We start from the raw sequence: 26039 nt of genomic DNA, 5'->3' as shown, positions 1-26039 counted from the left end.
CACGAATTCTTTTCTTTGCACTATTAAATTTCTCTTAAATTTCGTAATGTTATATTCACAACCTGTAACATTATTTTTGAAGTTTCGTAACTGTTCAGTAGGTCTGCGCATTCACTGCGCTGACCGTACAAAAACATGGACTTACAGGCAAAAATCCCATTGCCGAAGGCAATTTTCAATGGATTTTTGCTCGTAACTGTGAAGGTACTGAACAGTTACGAAGCTTCTTTTTGATCTGCCGTCTTCCAAACTCATAGATATAGAGGATTGCGCCGTAGATCAGCTCCCACTCGATCGCGAGATAATTCTGAAAATCCTCTGGTCGATAAACGACTTTCTTTGTCTTCTTCACCGTGCGGATTCCCTCGAGAACTCCACCGACATACTCCTTCTCAAATCCTTTTTTCTTGAAGAAGAAATATTTTCCGAGAATTCCAAGACCGATCGGAACGCTGTTTAAGAGCAACTGCCATCCCGGCATGTTCTTATAATTTAAGTAAACGTTGTTGCGCGCCGCGAGACGAACTTTGAATTCATTGTACTTCGATCCGCTCGTTCCGCTCCCGACATGATAGATCTCGGCAGACGGGCAGTAACGGTTATAGTATCCCGCAATCTTTGCGCGGTATCCTACGTCGATATCCTCGAGATATGCAAAATGCATCTCGTCAAAATATCCGATCTCCTCAAAGATCTCCCTGCGATAAATCGCTGCACCGGCACACGCTGAGAACACGTTGCACGCACGGTTGTATCGCTCAATCTCCTGACCGACTCCGCGCTGATACGCCCAACCCATGATGCTATACATATCTCCGCCATCATCCATCAGCTCCTTGTGGTAGAGCTGAATCATCTTCGGGCTGACCGAGAAAATCTTCGGCGAGCGCTCAATCTCACGGATCAGCGCCTCGACATATCCCTCTTTCGCCTCGGTATCATTGTTTAACAGAATCACAAATGGAGTTTTTGACGCCTTGATTCCCACATTGACCGCGCCGGAAAATCCCGTGTTCTCCGGAAGAAAAATCGAGGGAATCTCATGTTCTTTCAGCCACTCAACACTCCCATCCGTCGATCCATTGTCGACAACGAGAATCTCAAAATCCTTGCAGGTCTGCTTCTCAAGTGCGCTCATGCACATTTCCATGAATTTCAGACCATTGTAATTTGGAATGATAATCGTCGCTTTTTTCATCTCACTCATCTTGCTATTTTACACCTCCAGCTTGTACGGCTCCCCGATCTTCTCCTTCTGGAGATCTCTCAGAGCAAAGTTGGATTTTCTCAGCGTCAGGTTTGGATTGTAGTACGGATCTCCGTTTTTCAAAATATCCGGCCAACGGCGGGCAAAGATCGCGATCTCACGGTTGAAGCGTGCGACTTTCTCCGGTGTATCCTCAAGTCCTCTCGACTTCGACTCATAATGGTACATCACCGAGTACGGATTGTATACAACGAGTTTTCCGGCATTTCTGACTTTCATGCAGTAATCGATGTCGTTGAATGCGACCGCAAGCTCCTCGGTGAAACCACCGACCTCGCGGAACAGAGACGCTCTCGTCATCATGCACGCCGCCGTCACTGCACTGTAATCCTGAGCGCACATTGCGCGGTGGAAGTAACTGCTCTCCGCCTCGTGCAGACCGATGAACGTGTGACCCGCGATTCCGCCGAATCCGATGACAACGCCCGCATGCTGGATCGTGTTGTCCTGATAAAGCAGACGAACACCGACGATTCCGACCTCCGGTCTCTGCGCATAGCCGAGCATTTCCTCAAACAGATCTTTCGAGATAATCTCCGTATCGTTGTTCAGGAAAAGGAAATACTCACCCTTTGCAAACTGGGCGCCAAAGTTGTTGATCGCGGAGTAGTTGAACTCGCGCTCCCATTTCACGACATGAACCTGCGGAAATTCTTTCTGAATCTTCTCGTAGTACGCAAACGTCTCTTTCTCCGTGCTGTTGTTCTCAATGACAATAAACTCAAGATTCTTGTACGTTGCGCGCTCCAGGATTGAGCGGATACAGAGATCCAGATCTGCACTGTGGTCCTTGTTCGGAATAATCACAGAGACGAGCGGATTGTTCTGCACCTTGAAGATCGTGTGGTAAATGCCGTAGTCGACACCCTTCACGACCTTTTCAGCCGGAATCCCGCATCTCTCATAGTGCGCCATGATCGCTCTCGCGCCCGCCTCAAACGCATACATCTTGCTCTCCGGATTGCTCGCCGTCGAGTTCTGGTGACAGCGCCAGTGGTAGAGCACCTTCGGGATATGCACGATCTGGTTTGCCTTCTCCGTACAGCGGAAGATGAAATCATAGTCCTGAGCGCCGTCAAACTCCTGACGGAATCCGCCAACCTGACTCAAAAGCTCCCGCTTCACGACAAAGAGGTGACAGATGTAGTTGACACTTGTCAGCAAATCCTGATTGAAATCCGGCTTGAAATGCGGATCAAACAGGGCGCCTCCGTCCATATCGAGCTTATCCTCATCAGAGTAAATCACATCGCAGTCCGGATTCTTGTTGATCGCGGAAGCTACCTCATAGAGCGCATGCTCCGGAAGCGTGTCATCATGGTCAGCGAGCACAATGAAATCACCCTTTGCCATCTCAAGTGCGGAGTTCGTGTTTCCGGAAATTCCGCGGTTCTCACCCAGATCAACAAATCGGAAACGCGGATCTTCCTTTGCATACTGCGCAAGCACACGGTTGACGATCTTTCCCTCCCCGGCAGGACTTCCGTTTGCCACGCAGACCTCCCAGTTCGAGTACGTCTGTGCCTTGATCGAGTCGAGCATCTCCCTGAGATACTTCTCCGGTGTCTTATATGCCGGAATCACAATCGACAGCAAAGGCTCTGATGCCAGCTTTTCTTTTCTCTGTCGCTCCAGTTCTTCCTCAGTCGGCTTCGTCAGCTTATACCACTCGCCATAATCATAGTCGTTATCAAGTCCCTGAATCTTGTGCTTCGACTTTAAGATCAGTGCCTTGAGTCCATTCTTCTTCCAGAATTCGAGGGCGACATGAACCGTCTCCATATTCATCAGATCACGGATCTTCTCAATTCGCTTATGCAGGACACTCGCACGCTTCTCGACAAGCTGTTCATTGTACTTGATCTTGACCGTGCGTCCGTCACAGCGGATTAAAAGCCAGTAATCCTTTCCGCGCTCATACGGGAACTGAATATCAAATCCGAAATCCCGATCGTACACTTTCTTATAATAAATCTGGCTCACATCGTCGCGTCTCGTCGCCACATACCGGGCTTTGACCGGCTTCTTATTTCCATCCAGAACCTTAAACTGCGCCTTTGACTCCGGTGTCTTTCCGACTACCCAGCCGTTGAGCTGAATCGAGTTTTCCCGGATTCTTACCACATCTACCTTATATTTCATAAATCTTTTTCCTTAATCCTATCTTTTTCCCTCTAGCTATGCTATCTCCGTTATCTCTGTTCTGTTCTCTTCAGTTCTCTTCTCTCCTGCGCTGTCTCTCATTCTGTCTTTGCTCTGCCACTCTCTTCGCTCTCTCGTTTTTCTTCCACTTTTTTATCCTCTGTGAAATTCAAACGCTCCTCTTCGACAACAAGCGGGCGATGCATCACTCTCTGGTTGATTGAGAGCACATACTCTCCGACCATGCCGATGAAGAAGATCTGTACCGATCCCAAAAACAGCATTCCAATCAGCATCGGTGCCATCCCAGCCGGAAAACGATCCCACCAGATCAGTTTCATCACCAGATAGGCGATTGCGACCGCAAGGCTCACGAGACAGCTGAACGCGCCGAGAAACGTCGCAAGTCTCAGTCCCGCCTTCGTGTATGAGGTCACACTCAGCATTGCCGCATCATAGAGGCGGTAGAAGTTGTTGTGTGTCTTTCCCGCACGCCGTTTCGGCTGTTCATACGGGATTTCCTTTCGCTTGTATCCGAGTTCTGCGACAATTCCGCGAAGAAACGGGGTTGGGTCATCGAGTTTTCTTAAAACCTCAATGAAATCGCGGTCATAAAGACCCGATCCCGTGAAATGTTCGATCTGCTCGACATCGGAGAGTTTCTTGATCGTCTTGTAATAAAAACTGCGAAGCGCATACATCAGACGGTTTTCCTTACTGCTCGTCTTGATACCGATGACGATCTTATATCCCTCTTCCCACGCTCTGACGTACTTCGGGATCATCTCAACCGGATCCTGAAAATCTGCGACCATTTCAATCACGCAGTCTCCGGTGACCTGAAGCATGCCGTAGTACGGCGAATTAAACTGACCGAAATTTCTTGCATTGAAAATTGCCTTGATCTTTGGATTTCCTGCACACATACGGCGAAGAATCGACCGCGTCTGGTCCGTGGAATCATTATCGATAAAGACCAGCTCATAATCGTATTCCGGCAGATCCCGATTCAGCGTCTCCAGGACAGCCTGACTGATCGGCTCTACATTCTCCTCCTCATTGTAGCAAGGAATCAGTACACTAATTTTTTTCATCATTCCTCCATCATGCGCCGGATGCCATCCCGAAACGCGATTTCTTCCTTCCATGTCCCTGCGGTCAGCTCTGAGAGAACCTCCGTCCGCGGGCAGATCGAGAGTGCTCCCTCTTTTGCCTGCACAAAGGTGCCATACTCGAGCGCTCCTCTTCCTCCCGCAATCTCATGGATCTCCTCGACAAAGTCTTTAAGGACTCTCGTGTCCTTGCTTGCGACATTGACGATCCGGCTCTCCCCCTCATGCTCATCACTGAACCGATAGAGTTCGAGCACTGCCCTCGACGCATCCTGAATATCCATAAAGTTCCATCTGTGACGGCAGGCACTTAAGGAAACCGTCTCACCCAGTGGCAGATCGCGCACAAGCGTCGAGATGATCGACCACGGATGATCGCCTCGCCCGTAAACGCTGAAAAAGCGCAGGTGATAGTAGGTCATTCCATACTCCCTGCACAACGGCACTGCCCGCTGATAAAATTCCAGCTTCGCCTTGCCGTAGGCGTTGACCGGATGACACTCCATCGACTCCTCCATTGTTCCGTCCTCGGTAATCCCGTACTCCACGCGGGAACCCGCATCGAGGAAAAACGTACAGCCGAGCGCATGCGAGGCGCGCACACACGCGAGAGAGTCCTCCACATTTTTCTGCTGAACAACCGGAGAATCGATCTCTGCCCGATTCACTCCGCCCCATGCAAAGTGAAAGAATGCATCGGCATGTCCGATCGTCTTGACCGCGTTCTCGACCTGATCAAGCGCCCCTTCGACCACAGTCAACTTCTCATGTTCCGGAAGCAGTCCGCGATTTGGCGAGCCGGGACGCACAAGGCAAACGACCTCCGCTCCACTCTCAAGCAGAGCCTTCGCGGTATTCCTCCCGATAAATCCGGTCGCACCTGTCATCACGACTCTCTTTCCTCTCAGTTCCACCACATTTCCTCCATTTATCTATCCTGTATTTTCGAAGTTTCTCTTACACCTACCTTTGCAACTGAAAGAAACACTAAAAATACATTATACCTTGTTAAAAATTCAAGTACAATCCATGTATATAGGCTCCTACCGCGAAATAAGTCATGCAAACACGCTCTCGCTCCGGATTCCGACGTAGCGGTGCATAAGGTCGCAAAATACGCGACCTAAACACCGACGTCTCACACGGGTTTGCATTGTCCTTTTTCGCGTCCGTCGCCCTTCACATACATTCAAGTTCCAGTTTTTAGACACTCCTGTGCACTTTAACTTTATGCTTTCTCAATCCGATCCGTCTTCAGCGTCAGCGCCTCTACCTGTGCGCCAAATCGCTCCCGAATAATTCCGGCGATCTCATCGGAGTAACCCGGTGCGACAATCAAAATCACATCGACCGGCTCTTCATGAAAATGATCCGGCGCGACAATCGGAATGTGGGAGGACGGCGCAAACCGCCCCTGCTTAAACGGTGCAGAGTCAATGATATAGGATGTATATTCTTCCATATGAAGCGTCGACAGCAAAGTGAATCCCTGATGGCTCGCTCCCCAGACCGCAAAGCGCTTCTTCTCCGCTTTCAGGCGTCCCTTAAGTGCACACAGATCCCCGCTGACCTGCCGATATCCATCGAGCAGAGGTTGAATCGAAACTGCCGTAATTGCTTTTTTGTTCTCTCCCCCTCGCTCCTGCGACCGAATTTTCTCCCATCTCTCATCCGACATCTTCTTCACAACCATCGAGAGCGTATCCCGGTTGATCATTTCCTCCTCAAGCACCTCAAATCCATTGTGCTCGAGAAGTGCACGAAGCGTTCCAAACGAGTAGTAGGCGATGTGATCGCGGATCAGCTCATAGTAACTGCCCTTCTCCAGAATATACTCCAGACTCGGAACCGTCACAAGACCCATTCCATCCTCGGCAAGATTGTGCCGAATCGCCTGAAGCATCACATCCGGGCGTGGCTGGTGCTCCAAAAAATTGAACGAGAGGAAGACATCATACGGCGCATCCTCATATCCCGCAAACACCTGATCCTTCGTCTCCGGAAATTCCTGCCAGACAGAAAGTCCATCCTGTTTTGCAATCTCCACAAGATCCGCCTTGTGCTCCATTCCGTATGCCTTCACCGGAAATTCGGTCAGCACTTTGAGAAACTCTCCTCTTCCACAACCAACCTCGAGGAAACGCTTTCCCTCAAGATGATAGGTCTCAATCAGATGACGATACTGGTTTCGGCGCAGACCGGTCATCGTCGTCGAAAATCCTCCTGCGCGGATCACATCCCGATAGTACGAAACCGGCTCACAGTCAAACTGCACAAGTCCACATGCCGGACACTGGTACAGATCAAGATCAATTCCGCGATCCGATTTCACTTCTTCCTCATCCGGAATATCCTGAGCAGATGCCGGTGCATGATTCAGTTTAAATAATTCTCTCTCCGGCAGATGATGTCCGCAGGCGATGCAATGTCTCATAAATTCCCTCCGCAAATAATGTCTTCGGTCTCCAGCTTGTCTCGCGACAGATTTTTTGAATATCCGGCATCAGATCCGCCGGTCCCTCGGCATTCTGAGGACGTTCCCCATACAGGAAACTTCCCTGACTGCCACAGATCTCATACATCTCCTCGACATAGGAGCGAAGAGGTCTCGTATCCATGCTGGCGATGTTGTAAGTTCCCTCACTTCCCTCACTCAGAAGGTGGGACAGAGCCTCCACCATATCTTCTATATAAAGGAAGTTCCAATTCTGGGTACACGGTCCGAGTTTCATCGTCTCCGCCCGTGTCCAGGTGTCCAGACAAGAATTCACCAACGACCACGGATGATCCCCAGGCCCGTACACGCTGAAGATTCTCGTATGAATATACTCCATTTTCAGGATTTTGCAAAGACTTTTTGCTTGATTGTAAAAATCCACCTTCGCTTTTCCGTACTCTGACACCGGATGACACGGCGTCTCCTCGTCGATCGTCTGGTGCCAGACTCCATACTCCGCCTGTGATCCGCTAAACAAAAAACGACCACAGCCAATCGAGACTGCGGCGCGGACGGATGCTAAAGACAGCACGACATTATTCTGCTGGACATCGCGTCTCGTGCGGTTCTCACTCCCCGCTCCATCCCAGCCAAGATGCACCCACACATCTGCATGCGGAACACGTTCCGAAATCTTCTCGATCCGGCTCAAATCACACTCCACAATCTGAAGTCTGCCCGGAACGACATCGGTTTTACTCATCCGCTCCGAAACTTCCCTCTCCACCTGCAAGAGAGCCGGAAGATTTTTTGATCCCGGACGAATAACTGCAAAAACGTCCTGTCCGTCAAGAAGGAACCGCCGTACACTGGCGGTTCCAATAAAGCTAGTTGCTCCTGTCACTACAATTTTCATTCTACTCTCTCTGTTCTACTTTTCTCTGCCCTACTTTTTTATCTTACTCCAAATGAATCAAATCCTCACTCACGAATTCTCGGAATAATCATCATCTCGTCCATCTCCTCCTCCGGAAGGAACGGGGAGAGATCCTCAAGTGGCGGGGAGACGAGTGTTCCGTCCGGAAGACGTTTGGCGGAAGACTTCGGCTCAAAATTCTGATCGGTTGAGACGAAGACCTCACAGATCGCCGGTCCGTCGATTGCGAGCGTCTTCTCGACTGCTTCTGCAAGCTCACTGTTGTGATGAGCTGAGACATACGGATATCCGTAGGCATACGCAAGTTTCTCCATATCCGGGAAACTTAAGTCATGGCTGTCTGTTCCGACTCCGACAAGCGGTTCGCCAAAGAAATTCTTCTGCGTCTGACGGATCGAGTGGTAACCGTTGTTGTTAATCAGGAAGATCTTGATCGGCATCTGATGTGAGACGATCGTCTGAAGCTCCTGAAGATTCATCTGAATACTTCCATCTCCAGTCAGCACAATGATATCGTGGGACGACATTCCATCGCCCTCAAACTCCGGATCATGAACTGCCATGCAGGCTCCGATTCCTGCCGGAAGATCGTATCCCATCGATGCGATCGCCGAGTTCGAGATGAAACGCTGACCCTTCTTAATGATGTAGGCATGACCACCTGCGACACAGGCGGAACCATTTCCGACAACCGTCACCTGATCCTCACTGAGTCTACTGCTGAGTGCCTCGACAAGCGCATAAACATTCGCCGGTTTTGTATCTGGCTGATCGAGATGCTTGCTCTGAATCACCGGATAACGTTTTCTCCACATCTGACAGGTCTCCACCCAGTTCAGATCCTTGAGACCTTTTCCTCCGTCGAAGACCGGATGATCCTTGTCTGCGCCCTGCTTCTTGAGTACCTGATTCATCACGCTCAAGAGATCTTTTGCATCTGCATGAACCGGAAGATCAACGTGAACGCTCGGCTTTTTGAGTTCCTCCGCATCGACATCGCAGACAATCACATAGGCCTCGCGCGCCCAGGTCTTATAATTATATCCGACCTGACGGATGCTCAGACGGCTTCCGACTGAAAAGACGAGATCACTGTTCTGAACCGCAAGATTTCCCGGGCGATCTCCCATTCCGCCGGGACGTCCCGCATAAAGCGGATGCTGATCCCAGACACAGTCCTGGTTGTTCCATCCGGTCACAAGCGGAATTCCAAGACGCTCTGCGGTCTCAAGAAACTCCTCGTAAGCACCTGCAATCCGAATTCCGTTTCCAGTATAGAAAACCGGGCGTTTCGCCTGCTTGATCTTCTCAATGATCGTCTCTGCAAGCTCCTCAGTCACCTTCGGAAGCTCCGGCTCTCTCTGCTCGCCGTTTCCGGCAAAATCCTCCGCAATCGCATGAGGCGGATCGCTCTCATAGACACCAGCCCAGCCCGTGCCTCCTGCCTCATAATCCTCCGGATCAAAACCGACGAGATCCTCGGTCTCAACATAAGCACCCTGAACATTTAACGGAATGTCAAGCCAGGTCGGACCCGGACGCTTCGTCTGCGCCAGATACAGTGCCTTCTCGAGACAGAAACGGATTCTCAGCGGATCAATCACCATTTCAGAGTACTTTGTCATGCACGCGATCGACTTTGTGATGTCGAATTCCTGATCCCCCATCGCACGGATTCCGACTCCCGCCCAGCGCGCCGTCGTGTCATAGCGCACCTGACCGGACAGAATCAGCATCGGAATCGAGTCGAGCCATCCGCCGACAACTCCGGTGATGGCATTCGTTCCTCCAGGTCCCGTCGTCACGCAGAGCAGACCGATCTTATTGTGGATTCTCGCATAAGATTCCGCTGCCATCGCACACGCCTGCTCGTGATGCTGATAAAGACAGGAGAGTCCCTTCTGATGTCCGAGCGCATCGTTTAAATGCATCGCACCCCCGCCCGTCACAGTGAATACCTGATTGATTCCAGCATCGACAATTCTCTGTGCGATATAGTTTGATACTTTCATTTTCATAGTAAAAACCCCTCGCTTATCTCTTAAAGTTTCTAAGTCTTACCCCCAGCCCTCTGGGGTCCGTACAGTATGAGGAGAGTATAACACACTTTCCCATGCCTTTCCACCGTTTCCATCAACCCTCACTTTAAATCAAAAATCAAATCCGCTATAATCGCAGAGTAATGCAGAGACGGATTTTCGGCCACCGAGATTCTGCACCGCGCAGAATCCGAGATTTATTTAAAGGAGATTATTTTCATGAAAAACAGAAAATTTACCACACTGGCTGTATTATCCACAACGGCGGTTCTCACCACAGTCCTTCCTTCGATCCCGGCATGGATTCCGGGCACGGTACAGACTGCATTCGGCGCATCTGCCGGATGGGTGGAGGAAGACGGAGAGCTCCGCTACCGCGACAGCGACGGCTACTATCTCACCGACACCTGGAAAAAGAAGGACGGCGAGTGGTATTATCTTGGGGAAGATGGTCGTCTGACGCGCTCCTCAATGGTTGACGAGTACTACGTTGACGCAGACGGAAAGCGCGTTGTGAATCGCTGGATCGGAGAAGAGGGAGAGGAGTGGGACGATGAGGCCCCGGACACTTCCTGGTACTACTTCGGAAAAGACGGAAAAGCAGTCACCTCCCGTTGGCAGGTGATTGACGGAAAATACTATTACTTTAATGAAGAGAGCCATATGCAGACCGGAAAGATCGAGCTGGACGGCTTTACTTACTACTTAGGAGAAGAAAATGACGGTGTCATGAAGACGGGCTGGATTCAGCTTGAAAATGAGAGCGACGATCCGGACAGCGATCTCGTCTGGCACTATTTTGATGGAAACGGTCGCATGGTAATGAACCAGATCGACCGCAAGATCGAAAATCATTACTATACATTTGAAAATGGCATTTTGCAGACCGGCTGGTATCAGCTTCCGGCTTCTGATTCCGCAAATGCAACCGAAACTGAGGGCGAGAACAACCTTGCCTCCGCATCCAATGCCACAGATGCATCCACGACTTCTACAACCTCTTCTGCACCGCTGATTTCTTCCTATCAGTACTATGAGGAGGACGGAAAGCGTGCAAACGGCTGGTACACGATCGAGGGCGCCCCGGAGATCAGCGAGGAGGGCGAACTCTTCAAGTTTTACTTCAAGAATGGCGCACCTTACCACGCACAGACCGGAGTTCAGACGTTCAGCGTCGAGTCCCGCCGTTACGGCTTCAACACTCGCGGGGAGATGCAGACCGGTCTTCAGGAGGTAACTCTCGAGGACGGAATTACCGCAAACTTCTATTTTGGAGAGGACGGCGTGATGAAGACCGGCAGACAGTCGATCTACGACGAGGATCTCGATGAGACTCAGTCCTGGTTCTTCTATACTGATGGTGGAAACAAGGGACAGGGTGTTCATGGAGTCCGCGATAACAGCGTTTATCGCCGTGGACTGCGCCTCGATGCAGACCGCGACTTACGCTACGCACCTGCCGACCTTGACGGAACGCTTTACCTTGTAAATACCTCCGGAGCAATCCAGAAGGCTTCTGCTTCTACAAAGTCTGCGTCCAGACCGGAGCTTGGAAACGGATTTAAGGATTTCAAGGATTCCAACGATAAGATCTGGGTGGTTGACCGAAACGGCATCATCCAGCAGTAAATTACGGTTCACGCACTGCGCGAACAGCAAAACATAAGAGAACAAAAAACAATTAAACATTATGGGCACAAAATCAAGTCTTTTCATCCGTTCAGCAGTACCAATATAAGAAATGATTTTGTTGCCCATATTTGAGTTTTATTCGTAATCTGTATTTGAATTTTATAAGACCAGATAAATAAAAATTTTAAATTTTTTGTTATATTTTTTCAGAACCGCCGTAACCATTATTGTGGTTGTTTAAGTGATACGAGATGGGGAAGTATCCCCATTTATCTATCAACCTTGAAAATCAAAGGCTTTATTGTTATTTATTGTGTCATTTATTATTGGGAGGAAGTAAAATCATGCGGGAACTGGCTGTCTATTATTGTCCAAAATGTGGATACTACGGATATTTTCATCTTGAACAGAATGCAATCTGTCCGAATTGTCTCAAGAAATTGGACTGTCTCGACCTGCCATACCCGGATTTCGTCAATCTCAGCCTTGAGGCGAGAGATGCCCTTCTGATTCAGAAAATCCTCTCCCACGATCCGTCCGTCTCAAACCGGATTCTGACCGCGGACCGTGCACACAGCTATCGAAAGACGATTGCCACTCTTCACTCTCAGGTCTATGATCTGAAATTGGAAAACAAGCAACTGCTTGAGACTCTCAACTGGATGCACGAGACGATCTGGGAACTTCTCAGCAAAAAGGCGCGACCGGATGATCCCTCTTCCCAGAATAATCCCGATTCACCGGATGAGAAATCCAAGCCTGCGGATTGATTAATCGAACTTTCGCAAGCCTTTCTTCTCCCCATTTTCCACACAATCTGTACCAGTAATATACCGAACAATCAGGCGATCCTGCGTTTTCTGCATCTGACGGATCGTCTTCAAAAGTATCTCATTTTCTTTTTTCAGGCTCTCGTTTTCCTGTTTCAGCCGTTTCCAATCTTCCAACATTCCCATCTCATGTGCCTCCTTTTTAACTCCCTGCACCAAACGAATTTCCTTTATCGTTTCGCAGACTCCGGAGATTTTCTCTCGATTCTTTTCGGCTGATTTTTTGTCAGAAAACCTCTGAGCCTGTCTTCTGTTCATTTTCTTTTCTATAATATAATCAATATAATTCTTTTTTGTTTCTTTGAAAAGCGAATTTAATCGCAAAGTTCGACACCTGTTACTGTTCAGAAATTTTCTCCCTCCAAATTTTTGTCAATCATGACGTTCATAACGATTTTCTTACGATTCCCCCGATTTCCTTACAATCCTTTTCGAGCTATTGTCATCAAATTCTCATGCTGTTATAATAAGGTCAGCAAGAAAAAGAGGTGATTGACTATGCGAAAAAAGATAGGAATACTCTTTGCTATGATTACCTTCTGTCTTCTTCTGAATGTCATCCCTGCAATGGCAGGCGAATGGCGCAAAACCGGAGAAGATCAGTGGCAATACATGAAAGATGATGGCTCCAAGGCAACCGGGTGGCTTGAAATCGACGGAAACCGCTATTATTTCGATGAAAACGGCAACCGCAAATCCGATTATTGGCTCAAGGATGACGGTTCCTGGTACTATCTCGATGAAGATGGTGTAATGGCAAGGAATACTTGGGTTGACAACTACCACGTTGACAACTCCGGAAGATTTGAAAAGAAACGCTAAATTTTCATTCCATGTATATATAACTCAGAGTGGATGTCCCCCTCTAAGTTATACGCTCCGCGAGCGTCGACTTGAATTTGGATATAATTTCATTTTTCACTCATCCAACAACCTATACATGAATGACTATATTTAAAACATTGATTCTACGAATATGGAGGGATTTTTAACATGAAGAAACGTTTTCTCAGCATGGCAGCAGTTGCAGTTGCACTCTCTATTTCCACCGGAATGACTGCATTTGCAGGTTCCTGGAAATCCGATGAGAATGGTAAATATTACGAGAACGATGACGGTTCCCGCCCGGTATATGCTGGCTGGTTCACCGATCCGGCTGATGGCGTGATGTACTACATGGATCCGGATGGTTACGCAATGACCAATACCAAGGTTGAGGGATATCGCCTTGATGACGATGGTCACCGTATCGAGAAGACCGAGGAGGATCTCCAGCGTGAGGCTGCCCGCAAGGCAGAGCTTGCTTCCCGTCCGAGCCCGGCAAGAAAGGCTGCTGCCGCTGAGGTTGCCGCTGATGCAGCTAAGACTGCTACCACTGCTACCACGACAGGACGCACTTCCTATCAGTCCGAAATGAAGGTATTTATGGACAAATACTTCATCGAGGCAGGCAAGGCTTGCACGAATGATGATATCGCTGGCACAACCGATGAGGACAACACCGAGATCACCTATGCATTCAAGACCAGTGATGGTTATCACTTCTTAGAGGCAACTGAGTGGCTGTCTGTTAAGGAGTCTTCTACCAACTACAAACCGCAGGCATTTGACCTGTTCTACAACTTCAACGCTATGGGCGGTGAGGAAGCTACGATCTTCGGCAATGCCTTCAATCAGATGGTAATCGCTGCTGTCGGTGAGACCGAGGGACAGGCAGTCATTGACGCGATCAACGAGGCTCGCAATGCTGGCACAACTTCCTTCAATCGCAGTGGAAACACCGATCCGGGCAACACCTACACCCTGACTTACAGCAACGGAAGCGCAACCCTCTCCGTAACCTGCAGTGAGCAGGATTCGATCGCAGCTGAGGCTGAGCAGGCAAAGGAGGAGGCTGAGGCAAACGCTGAGGCTGAGCAGACTGCAACCTCTACCGTACTCGTAGCTGGTCAGAGCGCAACTTCCACGGAGGAATAAGATTCGTGAAAGTATCACCGATGCTTTTGCGGTATACAGAATAATCCTATAAGAAGTTCGTATGCAATCCTTTTATACAAATACAAGAGAGTTCGCAGAGGATGAAAATCTCATCTTCTGTGAACTCTCTTTTTTATTTTGACCATATTTCTTTATTCTAAGATTTTAAGTCGGCAAAATCAAAATCTGCTACCTTCCCTGCTTCCCTGTACGGACGACCGACAGATAATTACTCTCCACTCTTCTCCAACTTTCGGTAAGCGAGCATCAGATCCACCACTCTTCCATAACTTTTCACACCGTCTTCCTGAAGATTTGCCTTCAAATAGGTATCGTTGATCTGGTTTGCAACCTTGGCAGTCTTTGTGTCATAGCGATCCCAAAACTGATTGTTCTCAGCAAGATCCCTCTTTACCTCCGTCCCCAGCTTTGAGACGCACTTCTGATATGCATCTCGATCAACATCGACAAGCGCATTTGTCGCATGAATCCATCCAAGCAGATATCCACTGTACCGAAATGCCCGCTCCTCTGAAAAACTGCAAGCAAGACAGGCAATAAAATTTGCCTCATCCTCCCTCATAAATCCTTTCAGATGGGAGAGTTCATGGCAGATCGTATGCGGAATGTTGTAATCCGTCATCGCCTTATTATAATTTGCCTCAACCGTAAACGGCGAGTAGATCCCACTCAACTGCTGAACCGACAAAATCTCCGACACAGTAACCTGTTTTGCCCTCGGATAAAATCCCGCAAGCTCCGGATAGCGTTCCCCAACCGCTTGCATCGCACGGATTCCCTCCTTCTGCCACGCGCGCTCCCTGTATACAAAGTTTTCTTCCCGATCCGCCTCAGAGACAGGGGCATTCTCATTGACTTTTTCTGTCAGAAACTCACACAGATCTGCGAGCTCCTCGGTCGTATACCGACCCGTCTCAATCCCCGCATACTCAGAAAACGCTCTCGCATGATAATTGATTCCACAATTCATTGTATACAGAAAAAACAGCATCGCTACGATCAACCACACGCGTCGCAAAAAACGCATCCACCACGGTTTCCCCGCGCGAATCTGTCCGATCAGCCATCCCGCTCCGACAACCACAATCACATAGATTCCAAACTCAGAGACGGAAAATGGAACCCACCCAAACACTCGCCCCACACTCCCGACAATCAGTGGATAGATGTGATGCGCATACCAGTCCGCAAATCCCGGCACCCTTCTTGCAATCACCTGAAACAACAGCGCCAGAATCAGACAAATCCACGCAACCACGGTATAACGCTTTTCTCTTTTCTCTCTCTTTTTCGCATCTCTTATCACGTTTTCTCTCTCTTTTCTTCTGAAATCTTGCCCCAACTATAATCCCTCTTTACACTCCACTCCCCTATCTTAACACAACTTCACACAAACGAAAATCTGTCTTCCTGTGGAACCGCAAGTGCCTTCCTGTAAAACCAAAAACGCCGTAAGACAACATGGTAACCATGGAAATTTACCGTACTTAAATGCGAAGCCACGGCAAATTCCGTTACTGGACACATGCACATGAAACGTAACGATTTGCACTCCACCAGCTTGTCCGAAAACAGTTGCCACTATCCACAGAAAGACCTATAATGAAAGTTACACATAACGGTTCTGTGTCCTCATTCTCACAGTTACCATACTACACTTCAAAGGAGCAAACTTATGAATTCCTCAGTTTCTAAAACCAAGCTGGCACTCTCCGTCTTCCGGCGCTGTTGCTACGGATACTTTGTCAGTGGAATGGTCATCCTGTCCTTCGGCGCAATCATGCCTTCCCTGATCTCAGAATCCGGCATGAACTTTGCAACGGCAGGAGGTCTCCTGTCCTTCATGGCAATCGGCAACTTCCTCGCCAGCTTCGTTTTTCCGGCAATGACAGCCCGCTTTGGACTGCGTGTTTCCATCTCATTTTGGTCGTTCACGATTCCGATCACCCTCTTCCTGTTTTCTCTCCTTCCCCCGCTCCCAGCCATGTATGCTCTGATCTTCTGCATCGGTCTGGCGCGTGGTTCCGTCACCATCATCAACAACCTGGCGGTCAATCAGGTCATGGAAGAGCCGGCACGCTACCTGAATCTTCTTCATTGCAGTTTTGCAATCGGCGCCTTTGCATCCCCATTCCTGACCGCCTGCCTGCTCGGGCTCGGATTTGGTTGGAGAACCATTCTCTACCTGTTGATTCTCCTCTCTGCAAGCGCCGGAATCTGCTATTTCAGCATGGATTACTCGCTCATTTCTGCCGAGAAGAAATCAAACACGAATCAACCGTCCAAGGTAGCTTCCTCAAAGACTGCTTCTGCCACCAGCTCAACCTCAAAGAACTCCGGCAATCTGGATTTCCTGAAAAATTCCGATTTCCTGTGCATCGCCTTTGTTCTCTTCTTCTATCTCGGAATTGAGAACTCAATCAACGGCTGGTTTGTTACCTACCTTCAGAACACCGGCATCATGAGCGCCACATTCGCGACAAACATGGTATCCGTCACCTGGCTGATGATCATGGCAGGACGACTCGTGACCGCAAAGATCTCTGCCACACTCGGAAGAAGCCGAATGATCGTGATCCAGACCATCGGAAGCACGGTATTCTTCTTCCTTCTTACTCACGCAACGACCCTTCCAATCGTCACAATCGCCCTCGTCGGACTCGGATTCTTTCTCGCCGGTATCTATCCGACCTGCATCGCTGAAGGTGGGCAATACATCGTCGGATCGACACTCGGCATGTCTGTCCTGACCGCAGTCTCCGCTCTCGGTGGAATCCTCACCCCGGCTCTGATCGGATGGATCGCCGACCGCTCCGGAATGACCGGCGCCATCGGCACACTCAGCGTCAACGTCTTTTTGATGATTTTACTCGGACTGCGAAATTATTTTCGTTCCCATCGCAAATAAGGTGAATCACACATCAAATCTCTGCTCGCTTAGACTTGAACTCAGAGTGAATTACAGGCTCCGGTATGGGAAAGTTCTCGCAAACCCGTGTGAATCGCCGGTGTTTAGGTCGCGTCTTTTGCGACCTTACGCACCGTTGCGATGAACCCGGAGCGAGAGCGAGTTTGAGAGACTTTTCCCATGATCGGAGCCGTTTCTTTTGATCACATCTTATCACATTCCATGCTCAAAGCCGTTTCCTTTGATTTTTTCGTTTTACCCCCTCAAAACCTGAAAACACAGAACCAGAACCAAAACAAAAAAGCAGGCATTTCCCAATAATATGCTCCCTCCTAAGCGACAAGTTTTTATTCTTTCACCTGTCTACCTAGAAGGAGAGCACATCAGAGAAATCCCTGCTTTTCGATTATTCCATATTTATTCCATATTTATATATCGATACATCCAAAAATTAATTCTGGCGATCCCGTCTCGCTGTTCCAATACGCACAAGCGCACGGTGCAGTTTCGACTCCGCCATCTTATAATCCTGCTCAGACAGACCGGTCTGCGCCATCTTCTCCTCCGCGCGTCTCTTAGAAGCCTCCGCACGAGTCACATCAATGTCCTCGCTCCACTCCCAGGTCGTCGCCATCAGACGGCACTCGCCATTCATCACAGTCAGCATTCCACCGATGCAGGCAGCCTCCCGCTTTGTTCCATCCTCGAGCACCACAACTGCCTTACCCATACCGATTGCGGTACAGTAATTCATGTGGTGAGCCAGAATTGCAAGATCTCCATGGATCGTGCGACAGGATACACTCTGCACCTGTCCGTCATACATCAGACCGTCAAGAGAGGCAATCTGCAAATGAAAGGTTGATCCCATACGGCTTCCTCCTTCCTACTGCTGTAACTTCTTTGCCTTCTCATAGACATCGTCGATGGTTCCGGCAAACAGGAAACAGCTCTCCGGAATGTCATCGCACTCGCCGTCAAGAATCTTCTTAAATCCTCTCAGGGTCTCCTTAAGCGGAACGTACTGTCCTGCCATACCGGTAAACTGCTCTGCAACCGAGAAACTCTGGGACAGGAAACGCTGTACCTTACGAGCTCTCGATACGGTCAGCTTATCCTCCTCAGACAGCTCATCCATACCCATGATCGCGATGATATCCTGAAGTTCCTTGTAACGCTGAAGCACTCTCTGTACCGCACGAGCGATGTCGTAATGCTCCTGTCCAACGGTCTCCGGGGACAGAATACGGCTCGTAGAATCCAGCGGATCTACTGCCGGGTAAATACCCTGGCTGGCGATCTCACGGGAAAGTACCGTGGTTGCATCCAGATGTGTGAACGTTGTTGCCGGAGCCGGGTCAGTCAGGTCATCTGCCGGCACATAAACTGCCTGAACAGAAGTAATAGAACCCTTCTTCGTGGAAGTGATACGCTCCTGAAGAGCACCCATCTCCGTTGCCAGAGTCGGCTGGTAACCTACTGCGGACGGCATACGTCCAAGCAGAGCGGATACCTCAGAACCTGCCTGGGTGAAACGGAAAATGTTATCGATGAACAGAAGCACATCCTGGTTCTTGACATCACGGAAGTACTCCGCCATTGTCAGGCCGGACAGTGCCACACGCATACGAGCTCCCGGTGGCTCATTCATCTGACCATATACCAGAGCGGTCTTATCGATAACTCCGCTCTCCTTCATCTCTCCGTAAAGGTCATTACCCTCACGGGTACGCTCTCCTACGCCGGTGAATACAGACAGACCACCATGAGCCGTTGCAACATTGTGAATCAGCTCCATGATCAGAACCGTCTTACCTACACCTGCACCTCCGAACAGACCGATCTTACCGCCCTTTGCGTAAGGACAGATCAGGTCTACGACCTTGATACCGGTCTCGAGGATCTCCGTTGCCGGAGTCTGCTCCTCGTAAGAAGGTGCCTGACGATGAATCGCCCAACGCTCCTTTGCCTCCGGAGCCGGCATATCATCTACCGGATCACCCAGAAGGTTAAATACTCTTCCCAGACACTCCTCGCCGACCGGAACCGTGATCGGATTTCCCGTATCCACTGCATCCGTTCCGCGAACCAGACCGTCGGTAGAGTTCATAGCGATGCAACGCACCACATCGTCACCGATCTGCTGGGCTACTTCGGCCACAACGCGGTGACCGTTCACCTCAATCTCAATCGCGTTCAGCAGTGCCGGCAGTTCGCCCTCTGCAAACCGGATATCCAGTACCGGGCCGGTTACCTGCACTACCTTGCCAATATGTTTCTCACTCATATAAGAATCTCCTTGTTATCCTCACGATTCCTCCGCGCCCGCAACAATCTCCGTAATCTCCTGCGTGATGCTGGCCTGACGCGCCCGGTTGTAATAAAGGTTCAGCTGTTCGATCATCTCTCCCGCATTCTTCGTCGCTGCATCCATTGCCGTTCGACGAGCCGCAAGCTCACTGGCTACCGACTCGCACATTGCACCATAAATCAGCGCCGCAAGGTACTCCGGAACGATCGCGTCAAAGACGGTCTCACTGTCCGGCTCATAGAGAATCAGAGAGCGAACGTTCTTCGGGTCCGCTTCCTTCTCACAGAAGTCCTTCAACGGCAGAAGTGCCGTCGTCTGCGGTTTCTGGGAAAGCATCGACACGAAGCTCGTATAGCACAGAGCCACATGTCCATACTCTCCGGCGCGGTATCCCTCACAGATCCGCTTTGCCATCTCAAAACAGTCTCCAATCGAAATATCTGCGGCCTCGGCAAATTCCTCTGTCATCAGACCTACATTGCGACGGCGGAAGTACTCCACCGTCTTCTTTCCGATCGGCATCACCTCATACTCTTTTCCGGCTACCTGCTCTTCCACGAGCTTGAACAGATTGGAGTTGTAGCCTCCTGCGAGACCGCGGTCACCCGCGATCACGACATAACACCATTTCTCGCTTTTGCTCTCTCTGGTGTAAGGAGACATGAAATCTGTATTTCCAGATGCAATCTGTCCAAGGGTATCCCGAAGCATCTCAAAACAGGGCTTGCTGACCTGGGCACGTTCCTTTGCTTTGCGCAGTTTGGAGGATGCCACCAGTTCCATCGCTTTGGTAATCTGCATGGTGCTTTGTATGCTCTTCATACGCAGCTTTACCGCTTTCATATTTGCAGCCATGAGTTTCCTCCTTTATTCAGCTTCATTCAGCTTCATTTCACCCTATTTTGCTTTTAAAAACTTCTCCGTGTAATCCTTCAGTGCCGTCTTGAGCTTCTCCTCAGTCTCTGCATCGAGAGTACCCTTTGCACGGATGTTATCCATTGCAGTTGCACCGTTTGCATCACTGTCGAGGAAGTCATACAGACCCATCTCGTACTCATGAACGTCCTCTACCGCAACCGCAGAGAGCACACCATTTACAACGGCATACAGAATTGCAACCTGCTTCTCAACCGGAACCGGCATGCTACGGCCCTGTTTGAGCACTTCCACAATTCTCTCACCCTGTGCCAGACGAGCCTTCGTATCCGCATCCAGGTCGGAACCGAACTGTGCGAAGCTCTGAAGCTCACGGTACTGGGAGTAAACCAGTTTCAGAGTACCGGCAACCTTCTTCATTGCCTTGATCTGAGCATTACCACCTACTCGGGAAACGGAAATACCCGGGTTTACTGCCGGCATGATACCGGAGTGGAACAGCTCGGTCTCAAGGAAGATCTGACCGTCGGTAATGGAAATTACGTTTGTCGGAATGTATGCAGATACATCACCTGCCTGGGTCTCAATGATCGGCAGAGCCGTCATCGAACCGCCACCCTTTTCTGCGGACAGCTTTGCTGCACGCTCAAGCAGACGGGAGTGCAGATAGAAAACGTCTCCCGGATATGCCTCACGGCCCGGCGGACGACGAATCAGCAGAGAAAGTGCACGGTAAGCAACCGCGTGCTTGCTCAGATCATCGTAAACGATCAGCACATGTTTTCCCTTATTCATAAAATACTCACCCATCGCACATCCGGAATACGGTGCGATGTACTGAAGCGGGCTGGACTCAGAAGCGGTCGCTGCGACAACAATCGTGTAGTCCATTGCCCCGCTCTCCTGAAGCTGGGATACCAGACCTGCTACGGTCGAACGTTTCTGTCCGATTGCGACATAGATACAGATAACGTCCTTGCCCTTCTGGTTGATGATCGTATCCACTGCGATCGTCGTCTTACCAGTCTGACGGTCGCCGATGATCAGCTCTCGCTGTCCACGACCGATCGGAATCATCGAGTCGATTGCCTTGATTCCAGTCTGTAACGGCTCCTTAACCGGCTGTCTGTCACAGATTCCCGGTGCCGGAGATTCTACCGCACGGTACTCCGATGTCTCAATAGGGCCAGCTCCGTCGATCGGCTGTCCGATTGCATTTACGACACGTCCGATCATTGCCTCTCCGACCGGAACAGAAACCACCTTGCCAGTACGTTTTACCGTCTGACCCTCGCTGATTCCCTGATCCGAACCGAAAAGTACAACGGAAACACTTGTCTCCTCCAGGTTCTGCGCCATTCCAAATGTGCCGTCCTCAAACTCCAGAAGCTCACCGGACATACAGCCTGCCAGTCCGCTGACTCTGGAGATTCCATCTCCGACAGTCAGTACGGTACCGGTCTCACTCTGCTCGATCGCGTTCTGATAATGTTTGATCTGGCTACGGATGACCCTGGAAATTTCTTCCGGTTTTAATTGCATGTTTACACCCGTCCTTTATACGTTTAGTTTTCGGTAATTTGCTTTCGCAGGTTGTCCAGACGATTCTCAAGCGTTCCGTCCAGAGCAATTCCCTCGAGCTCCACGCGGATACCGCCCAGAACCTGAGGCTCCTGCTTTTCTTTCATGATGACCGTCTTGCCACTGATTTTCTCAAGGCGTGCTTTGAGTGCTTCTCTCTGCTCCTCTTTCAGCGCAACCGCCGTGACAACAAGTGCCTCGGCAATGTTGTGGTCCTCATTATAACGGCGTCTGAATTCCCGGCTACATCCGGAAAAACTGCGGACAATGCCCTCACTGCACAGAATCTTGAAAAAATTCAGCAGATAAGGATGCACCTGCTCGCCAAACGCCTCATCAATCAGAGAAAGTCGCTCTGCCTTTGCGACCGACGGCTCAGAAAGCAGGGTCAGATACTCCGGATTCTCCTTGAGAACCTCTGCGACCATCTCCACCTGTTCCATCAAAGTCTCTGTCAGCTTTTCTTCGGCAGCCAGATCGTACAGGCTGTCTCCATAAAGCCTGCCTGTATCCATCATGACGCTTCTCCTACATTCTTAATAAACTCGTTAATCAGTTTCTCGTGGTCATCTTCGCTGACCTCGCGCTCAATTACCTTTCCTGCAATATCCATGGCAATGGAGCCAATCTCATTCTTCAGATCTCCAACTGCCTTCTTGCGCTCCTGAGCAATGTCTGCCTCAGCCTTCGCCTTGATGCCGGCTGCCTGAGCCTGTGCATCCTGAAGGATTGCGTCTGCCTTCGTCTGAGCAGATTTCTGAGCGTCCTTGAGGATCTCGCTTGCTTCCGCCTTCGCCTGAGCCATATTCTGCTCATACTCGGCTTTCATCGCTTCCGCTTCTTCCTTGGACTTTCTCGCATCCGTCAGCTGAGCATCCGCCATCTCTTTTCTCTTCTCGAGCATGGCATTGATCGGCTTAAACAGAAAACGCTTGATCAGGTACATCTGAATAAAGAGGTTGCAGATCTGTGCAATAAAGGTCCATGGTGCAATTCCCACCAAATCCTGTACTTCGCGCATGTTCTCCCTCCTATTTTGTTACTGCCTGCGCCCTGCGCAAACAGTCACGGATTTCACCAAGGTTCGTATTAACCCAGATAGTTCATGAACATACCCGGAGCTACGAAGATCAGAAGCAGACCGGTAACGAAACCGTAAATACCGGTGGTCTCTGCGATTGCACAACCAAGAAGCATCGTGCTGGTTACATCACCCTTGCACTCCGGCTGACGGCCAATAGCCTCCAGAGCCTTAGAAACTGCATTACCTTCACCAATACCAGGTCCGATACCTGCAATCAGAGAACATCCAGCGCCGATTGCACAACCTGCCAGTGCGATACCACGTGCGAGTAACTGAAAATCTGTCATAGTAATTTCCTCCTGAAAATAAAATTTATCTGCCTCATCCCTCCGCCGCATTGGCGATGTACATGATCGTCAGCATACTGAAAATGAATGCCTGCATGGCTCCGGAGAACCAGTCAAAGTATACAGACAAAATAGCGGGAATACCGACATCGAGAATCGGAATGCTTCCCAGAATCTGTCCAAGCGCACCCGGAAGCCATCCGAGAAGTGCGGTGGACGCAATTGCCAGAGACGCATAGATCAGGCCGTTGATTACCACACCCGACAAGATATTGCCGAAATGACGGCATGCCATGCTGACTGGCGTTGCCAGCTCTGAAAGAATATTGAACGGAGTCATAACCGCAATCGGGGTCGTGAATCCCTTCAGATATCCCAAAAGTCCGCCAGCTTTGATCTTCGTAGACGTAATCATAATGAATACGACAATCGCCCACGCTGCCTCTGTGGACAGATCTGCTGTCGGGCTTCTCAGTCCCGTCAAACTGATCAGGTTCGATACCACACTCGTTGTAAAGAGCGCAGCGACAAACGGAATCAGCTTGTCGAACTTCCTGCTTCCGGTATTGTTGCGGACAAAGTTATTTGCCTGCTCAACCAGAAACTCTGCGAGTGCCTGACGCTTGGAGATGTTCTCCACCTTCAGGTCACGGGTCAGCCAGATACACAGTCCCGTGATCAGCGCCATCACGATCCAGCTGACTACAAGAGTCTCTGAAATCTGGATGTCACCAAGGATCGGAATCCCCGTAGGAATTGTGAAATAGACGGCTGCACCTGTCACATCAAAATTCATCCTTGTTTCCTCCTTTCTTTTTCATGTATGCCCTCCAGCTCCGCTCCCCCTGATTGAAAACGAAGTTCTTGAACGTACATCTTATTTATTGTTTTTTACAGTTGCCAAAATTCCGCGGGCCTTGATAACTGCACCCGGGACAAAGAGCGGAAAGATTCCCGCTACTCCGTTGATGAAAGGTATCGTCATCGCAAGAATAACCCAGATGAGCTGAATCATCATGCGGTAATGATAGCTGGTCTTCATCCGGCGATAAGCCAGATCATGATCCTCCGTATCTGCAATCTTCTGCACGGTAAGTCCCATGAGGAAGAAATTTCCCACAGCCACCACGCTTCCGAGCACAGCGCCCACAATCACCTTGTAGTCAAACGGAACCGAATCCGGAATCACCAGATGTAAGCCAAAAAATACGAAAATCATCACGACAGAAGCCACTGCCGTTCCCGTCCCAATCCGGGCGGTTTCCTTTTTCACTGCATCCTGAACCTGAACCACCAGAGTCCTCCTTCTACTGACATTTTGTGTCTGATTTCTGTCCTACAAATTTCCTATCTCATCTCTTTTGTTCTATTCTATGATTCTTTGCTGTTTCTTATCTTCTCACAACTTCCTCAAGTCCATGCAGATAACTTTGCCTTACTGTTCACGCGCCCTGCAAACAGCAACAAATTTTGCCGATGCTCATCGCTTTCCATACTTGTCTCTGCCATTTCCTTGATTATGCCGTTTTCTCTGTATGCTTGTCAATGATGCCTGTTATAAGATGGACATCTTTTTTCTTTTTTTCGATCTGTTTCCTTCATAATGGACTGATAGATCTTGTATGCCGTCGCAAAAGAACCACCGAGACCAAAGAAAAATCCGAGCAGGTAAATCCAGCCCCCGACATGAAATCTCGTATTCAGCCAATAACTTCCCAAAAGGCACAGGAGAAGTGGCATCATCAGGGAGAGTCCCATCTGACTCAGCATGGATAATTGCCGGAAAACAGAATTCCAGTGTTTCATTGTTCTCTTCCTCCTCGAACTGCAAAGACCTCATTCCTCGATTTCACTATTTTCATTATCCTCTTAGCTTCACATTTTCTATGCAAACCGCCCCAAATCCCCATTTTATCGTTAAATATTAGTCAAAAAATGATTCCCGATTGTTCTGCAAAGAAAACGTTAAAAAAGATACATTTTTCCTGTTTTTGTCACTTTTTTATATTGTTTTCCTAAAAAGTGTCATATTTTCCTGTCATTATTACACAACATAAATTTTATTATAACCGATCTCAGCGGTTTTGACAACATATTAACGCAAGTTTAATATTGTTCATAAAAGGTTAATTTTTATCAATTTACAGGGTTTTGTAAGCGTTTACATCTGTTTGTTGAGAGAATTTTGTGGAATCTGTCTGAAAACCAATTTTTTACATCTGATTTATCACTTTAAAGTGCCGTATTTTATTTGTAATCTGTCCTGTTATTTTCTATTTTGCCCTGATTCTCATTCTACCCAAAACGCAAAGGAATATCTGCTATATGCACTTTGTATACAAGATCCATCTCTTTACTTCATCCATTTTTTATTTTTATATGTTCTCATTTTCTTGGTCATTTCCTATCCCTGCTTCCTGCTTTTGCCATCCTATTCTCCACTCTCACACTTCCCAATAATTTACCTTATCAGAAGTATAATCACTTCGTGATGCGATTTTAATAGGAATTTTAAGAGCATTTCAGAAAGAAAAAGGAGAGTGCATTCATTATGAAGAAGCAGACTAAGATCGTTGCAGTTGCATCTGCAGCAGCAAT

24 protein-coding genes are annotated in these 26039 nt (G+C 49.1%); 5 read left to right on the top strand and 19 right to left on the bottom strand.

Annotation, left to right across the window (positions count from 1 at the left end):
* Nucleotides 1-175: 175 nt before the first annotated feature.
* The 7 genes from ACR0QT_RS05200 to ACR0QT_RS05170 all read right to left on the bottom strand — a co-directional run bounded on the left by ACR0QT_RS05200 (nucleotide 176) and on the right by ACR0QT_RS05170 (nucleotide 9913).
* Nucleotides 176-1207, bottom strand: coding sequence for a glycosyltransferase family 2 protein (locus ACR0QT_RS05200; RefSeq protein ID WP_432629802.1), 1032 nt, complete (start codon nucleotides 1205-1207; stop codon nucleotides 176-178).
* A gap of 9 nt (nucleotides 1208-1216) precedes the next feature.
* Nucleotides 1217-3409: a glycosyltransferase family 2 protein gene (locus ACR0QT_RS05195; RefSeq protein ID WP_432629801.1), complete on the bottom strand. Its 2193-nt coding sequence runs from the start codon at nucleotides 3407-3409 to the stop codon at nucleotides 1217-1219.
* A 98-nt stretch (nucleotides 3410-3507) separates the two neighbouring features.
* A complete protein-coding gene (locus tag ACR0QT_RS05190; RefSeq protein WP_432629800.1) occupies nucleotides 3508-4503 on the bottom strand; it encodes a glycosyltransferase family 2 protein in 996 nt (331 codons plus the stop codon).
* A complete protein-coding gene (locus ACR0QT_RS05185; RefSeq protein WP_432629885.1) occupies nucleotides 4503-5408 on the bottom strand; it encodes an NAD-dependent epimerase/dehydratase family protein in 906 nt (301 codons plus the stop codon). Before ACR0QT_RS05185 ends, ACR0QT_RS05190 begins: the two co-directional genes overlap by 1 nt.
* A 341-nt stretch (nucleotides 5409-5749) precedes the next feature.
* Nucleotides 5750-6955: a methyltransferase domain-containing protein gene (locus tag ACR0QT_RS05180; RefSeq protein WP_432629799.1), complete on the bottom strand. Its 1206-nt coding sequence runs from the start codon at nucleotides 6953-6955 to the stop codon at nucleotides 5750-5752.
* Nucleotides 6903-7874 carry an NAD-dependent epimerase/dehydratase family protein gene (locus ACR0QT_RS05175; RefSeq protein WP_432629798.1) on the bottom strand — a complete coding sequence of 324 codons (972 nt, stop codon included), beginning with the start codon at nucleotides 7872-7874 and terminating at the stop codon, nucleotides 6903-6905. Before ACR0QT_RS05175 ends, ACR0QT_RS05180 begins: the two co-directional genes overlap by 53 nt.
* A gap of 65 nt (nucleotides 7875-7939) precedes the next feature.
* Nucleotides 7940-9913: a thiamine pyrophosphate-binding protein gene (locus tag ACR0QT_RS05170; RefSeq protein ID WP_432629797.1), complete on the bottom strand. Its 1974-nt coding sequence runs from the start codon at nucleotides 9911-9913 to the stop codon at nucleotides 7940-7942.
* A 240-nt stretch (nucleotides 9914-10153) separates the two neighbouring features.
* Here ACR0QT_RS05170 and ACR0QT_RS05165 point away from each other — a divergent pair, with 240 nt between their 5' ends.
* Nucleotides 10154-11563: an N-acetylmuramoyl-L-alanine amidase family protein gene (locus ACR0QT_RS05165; RefSeq protein WP_432629796.1), complete on the top strand. Its 1410-nt coding sequence runs from the start codon at nucleotides 10154-10156 to the stop codon at nucleotides 11561-11563.
* A 347-nt stretch (nucleotides 11564-11910) separates the two neighbouring features.
* The gene (locus ACR0QT_RS05160) at nucleotides 11911-12336 is read left to right on the top strand and encodes a hypothetical protein (RefSeq protein ID WP_432629795.1); all 426 of its coding nucleotides are present in this window, start codon (nucleotides 11911-11913) and stop codon (nucleotides 12334-12336) included.
* Here ACR0QT_RS05160 and ACR0QT_RS05155 read toward each other — a convergent pair whose 3' ends face one another.
* On the bottom strand, nucleotides 12337-12522 hold the full coding sequence (locus ACR0QT_RS05155; RefSeq protein ID WP_432629794.1) for a hypothetical protein: 186 nt from the start codon (nucleotides 12520-12522) through the stop codon (nucleotides 12337-12339).
* Nucleotides 12523-12924: 402 nt separating this feature from the next.
* Between ACR0QT_RS05155 and ACR0QT_RS05150 the strand changes: the two genes are divergently transcribed.
* Nucleotides 12925-13218 (top strand): hypothetical protein, encoded by a 294-nt coding sequence (locus tag ACR0QT_RS05150; protein WP_308450916.1) that lies wholly within the window; start codon nucleotides 12925-12927, stop codon nucleotides 13216-13218.
* Nucleotides 13219-13389: 171 nt separating this feature from the next.
* Entirely contained in the window at nucleotides 13390-14373 is a 984-nt protein-coding gene (locus ACR0QT_RS05145; protein WP_432629793.1) for a hypothetical protein, read from the top strand.
* A 229-nt stretch (nucleotides 14374-14602) separates the two neighbouring features.
* On the opposite strand, the gene ACR0QT_RS05140 is transcribed toward ACR0QT_RS05145, so the two are convergent.
* Nucleotides 14603-15700 carry a DUF3810 domain-containing protein gene (locus ACR0QT_RS05140; RefSeq protein ID WP_432629792.1) on the bottom strand — a complete coding sequence of 366 codons (1098 nt, stop codon included), beginning with the start codon at nucleotides 15698-15700 and terminating at the stop codon, nucleotides 14603-14605.
* A gap of 369 nt (nucleotides 15701-16069) precedes the next feature.
* On the opposite strand from ACR0QT_RS05140, the gene ACR0QT_RS05135 reads away from it, so the two are divergent.
* Nucleotides 16070-17302: an MFS transporter gene (locus tag ACR0QT_RS05135; RefSeq protein WP_432629791.1), complete on the top strand. Its 1233-nt coding sequence runs from the start codon at nucleotides 16070-16072 to the stop codon at nucleotides 17300-17302.
* Between the two features lie 451 nt (nucleotides 17303-17753).
* Here ACR0QT_RS05135 and atpC read toward each other — a convergent pair whose 3' ends face one another.
* The 10 genes from atpC to ACR0QT_RS05085 form a co-directional block, all read right to left on the bottom strand.
* Nucleotides 17754-18173, bottom strand: coding sequence for an ATP synthase F1 subunit epsilon (gene atpC, locus ACR0QT_RS05130; RefSeq protein ID WP_432629790.1), 420 nt, complete (start codon nucleotides 18171-18173; stop codon nucleotides 17754-17756).
* 15 nt (nucleotides 18174-18188) lie between these two features.
* Nucleotides 18189-19589 carry a F0F1 ATP synthase subunit beta gene (gene atpD / locus ACR0QT_RS05125; RefSeq protein WP_177977093.1) on the bottom strand — a complete coding sequence of 467 codons (1401 nt, stop codon included), beginning with the start codon at nucleotides 19587-19589 and terminating at the stop codon, nucleotides 18189-18191.
* A gap of 21 nt (nucleotides 19590-19610) precedes the next feature.
* Nucleotides 19611-20468, bottom strand: a complete 858-nt coding sequence (atpG, locus tag ACR0QT_RS05120) for an ATP synthase F1 subunit gamma (protein ID WP_432629789.1) — start codon at nucleotides 20466-20468, stop codon at nucleotides 19611-19613.
* A 42-nt stretch (nucleotides 20469-20510) separates the two neighbouring features.
* Entirely contained in the window at nucleotides 20511-22031 is a 1521-nt protein-coding gene (gene atpA, locus ACR0QT_RS05115; protein WP_177977095.1) for a F0F1 ATP synthase subunit alpha, read from the bottom strand.
* A 23-nt stretch (nucleotides 22032-22054) separates the two neighbouring features.
* Nucleotides 22055-22588, bottom strand: a complete 534-nt coding sequence (gene atpH, locus ACR0QT_RS05110) for an ATP synthase F1 subunit delta (protein ID WP_432629788.1) — start codon at nucleotides 22586-22588, stop codon at nucleotides 22055-22057.
* A complete protein-coding gene (gene atpF / locus ACR0QT_RS05105; protein ID WP_432626472.1) occupies nucleotides 22585-23091 on the bottom strand; it encodes a F0F1 ATP synthase subunit B in 507 nt (168 codons plus the stop codon). The genes atpH and atpF overlap by 4 nt, the downstream gene beginning before the upstream one ends.
* 68 nt (nucleotides 23092-23159) lie before the next feature.
* Nucleotides 23160-23441, bottom strand: a complete 282-nt coding sequence (atpE, locus tag ACR0QT_RS05100; protein WP_432629787.1) for an ATP synthase F0 subunit C — start codon at nucleotides 23439-23441, stop codon at nucleotides 23160-23162.
* Nucleotides 23442-23475: 34 nt separating this feature from the next.
* Nucleotides 23476-24237 carry a F0F1 ATP synthase subunit A gene (locus ACR0QT_RS05095; RefSeq protein ID WP_432629786.1) on the bottom strand — a complete coding sequence of 254 codons (762 nt, stop codon included), beginning with the start codon at nucleotides 24235-24237 and terminating at the stop codon, nucleotides 23476-23478.
* 81 nt (nucleotides 24238-24318) lie between these two features.
* Nucleotides 24319-24735 (bottom strand): ATP synthase subunit I, encoded by a 417-nt coding sequence (locus tag ACR0QT_RS05090; RefSeq protein ID WP_432629785.1) that lies wholly within the window; start codon nucleotides 24733-24735, stop codon nucleotides 24319-24321.
* Nucleotides 24736-24983: 248 nt separating this feature from the next.
* Nucleotides 24984-25247 carry an AtpZ/AtpI family protein gene (locus tag ACR0QT_RS05085; protein WP_432629784.1) on the bottom strand — a complete coding sequence of 88 codons (264 nt, stop codon included), beginning with the start codon at nucleotides 25245-25247 and terminating at the stop codon, nucleotides 24984-24986.
* Nucleotides 25248-26039 lie beyond the last annotated feature (792 nt).

Source organism: Brotaphodocola sp. (genome assembly GCF_050873365.1).
Taxonomy (GTDB): domain Bacteria; phylum Bacillota; class Clostridia; order Lachnospirales; family Lachnospiraceae; genus Brotaphodocola.
Note: the sequence above shows the minus strand (reverse complement) of the source record. Positions and strands in the feature narration are given on the sequence as shown.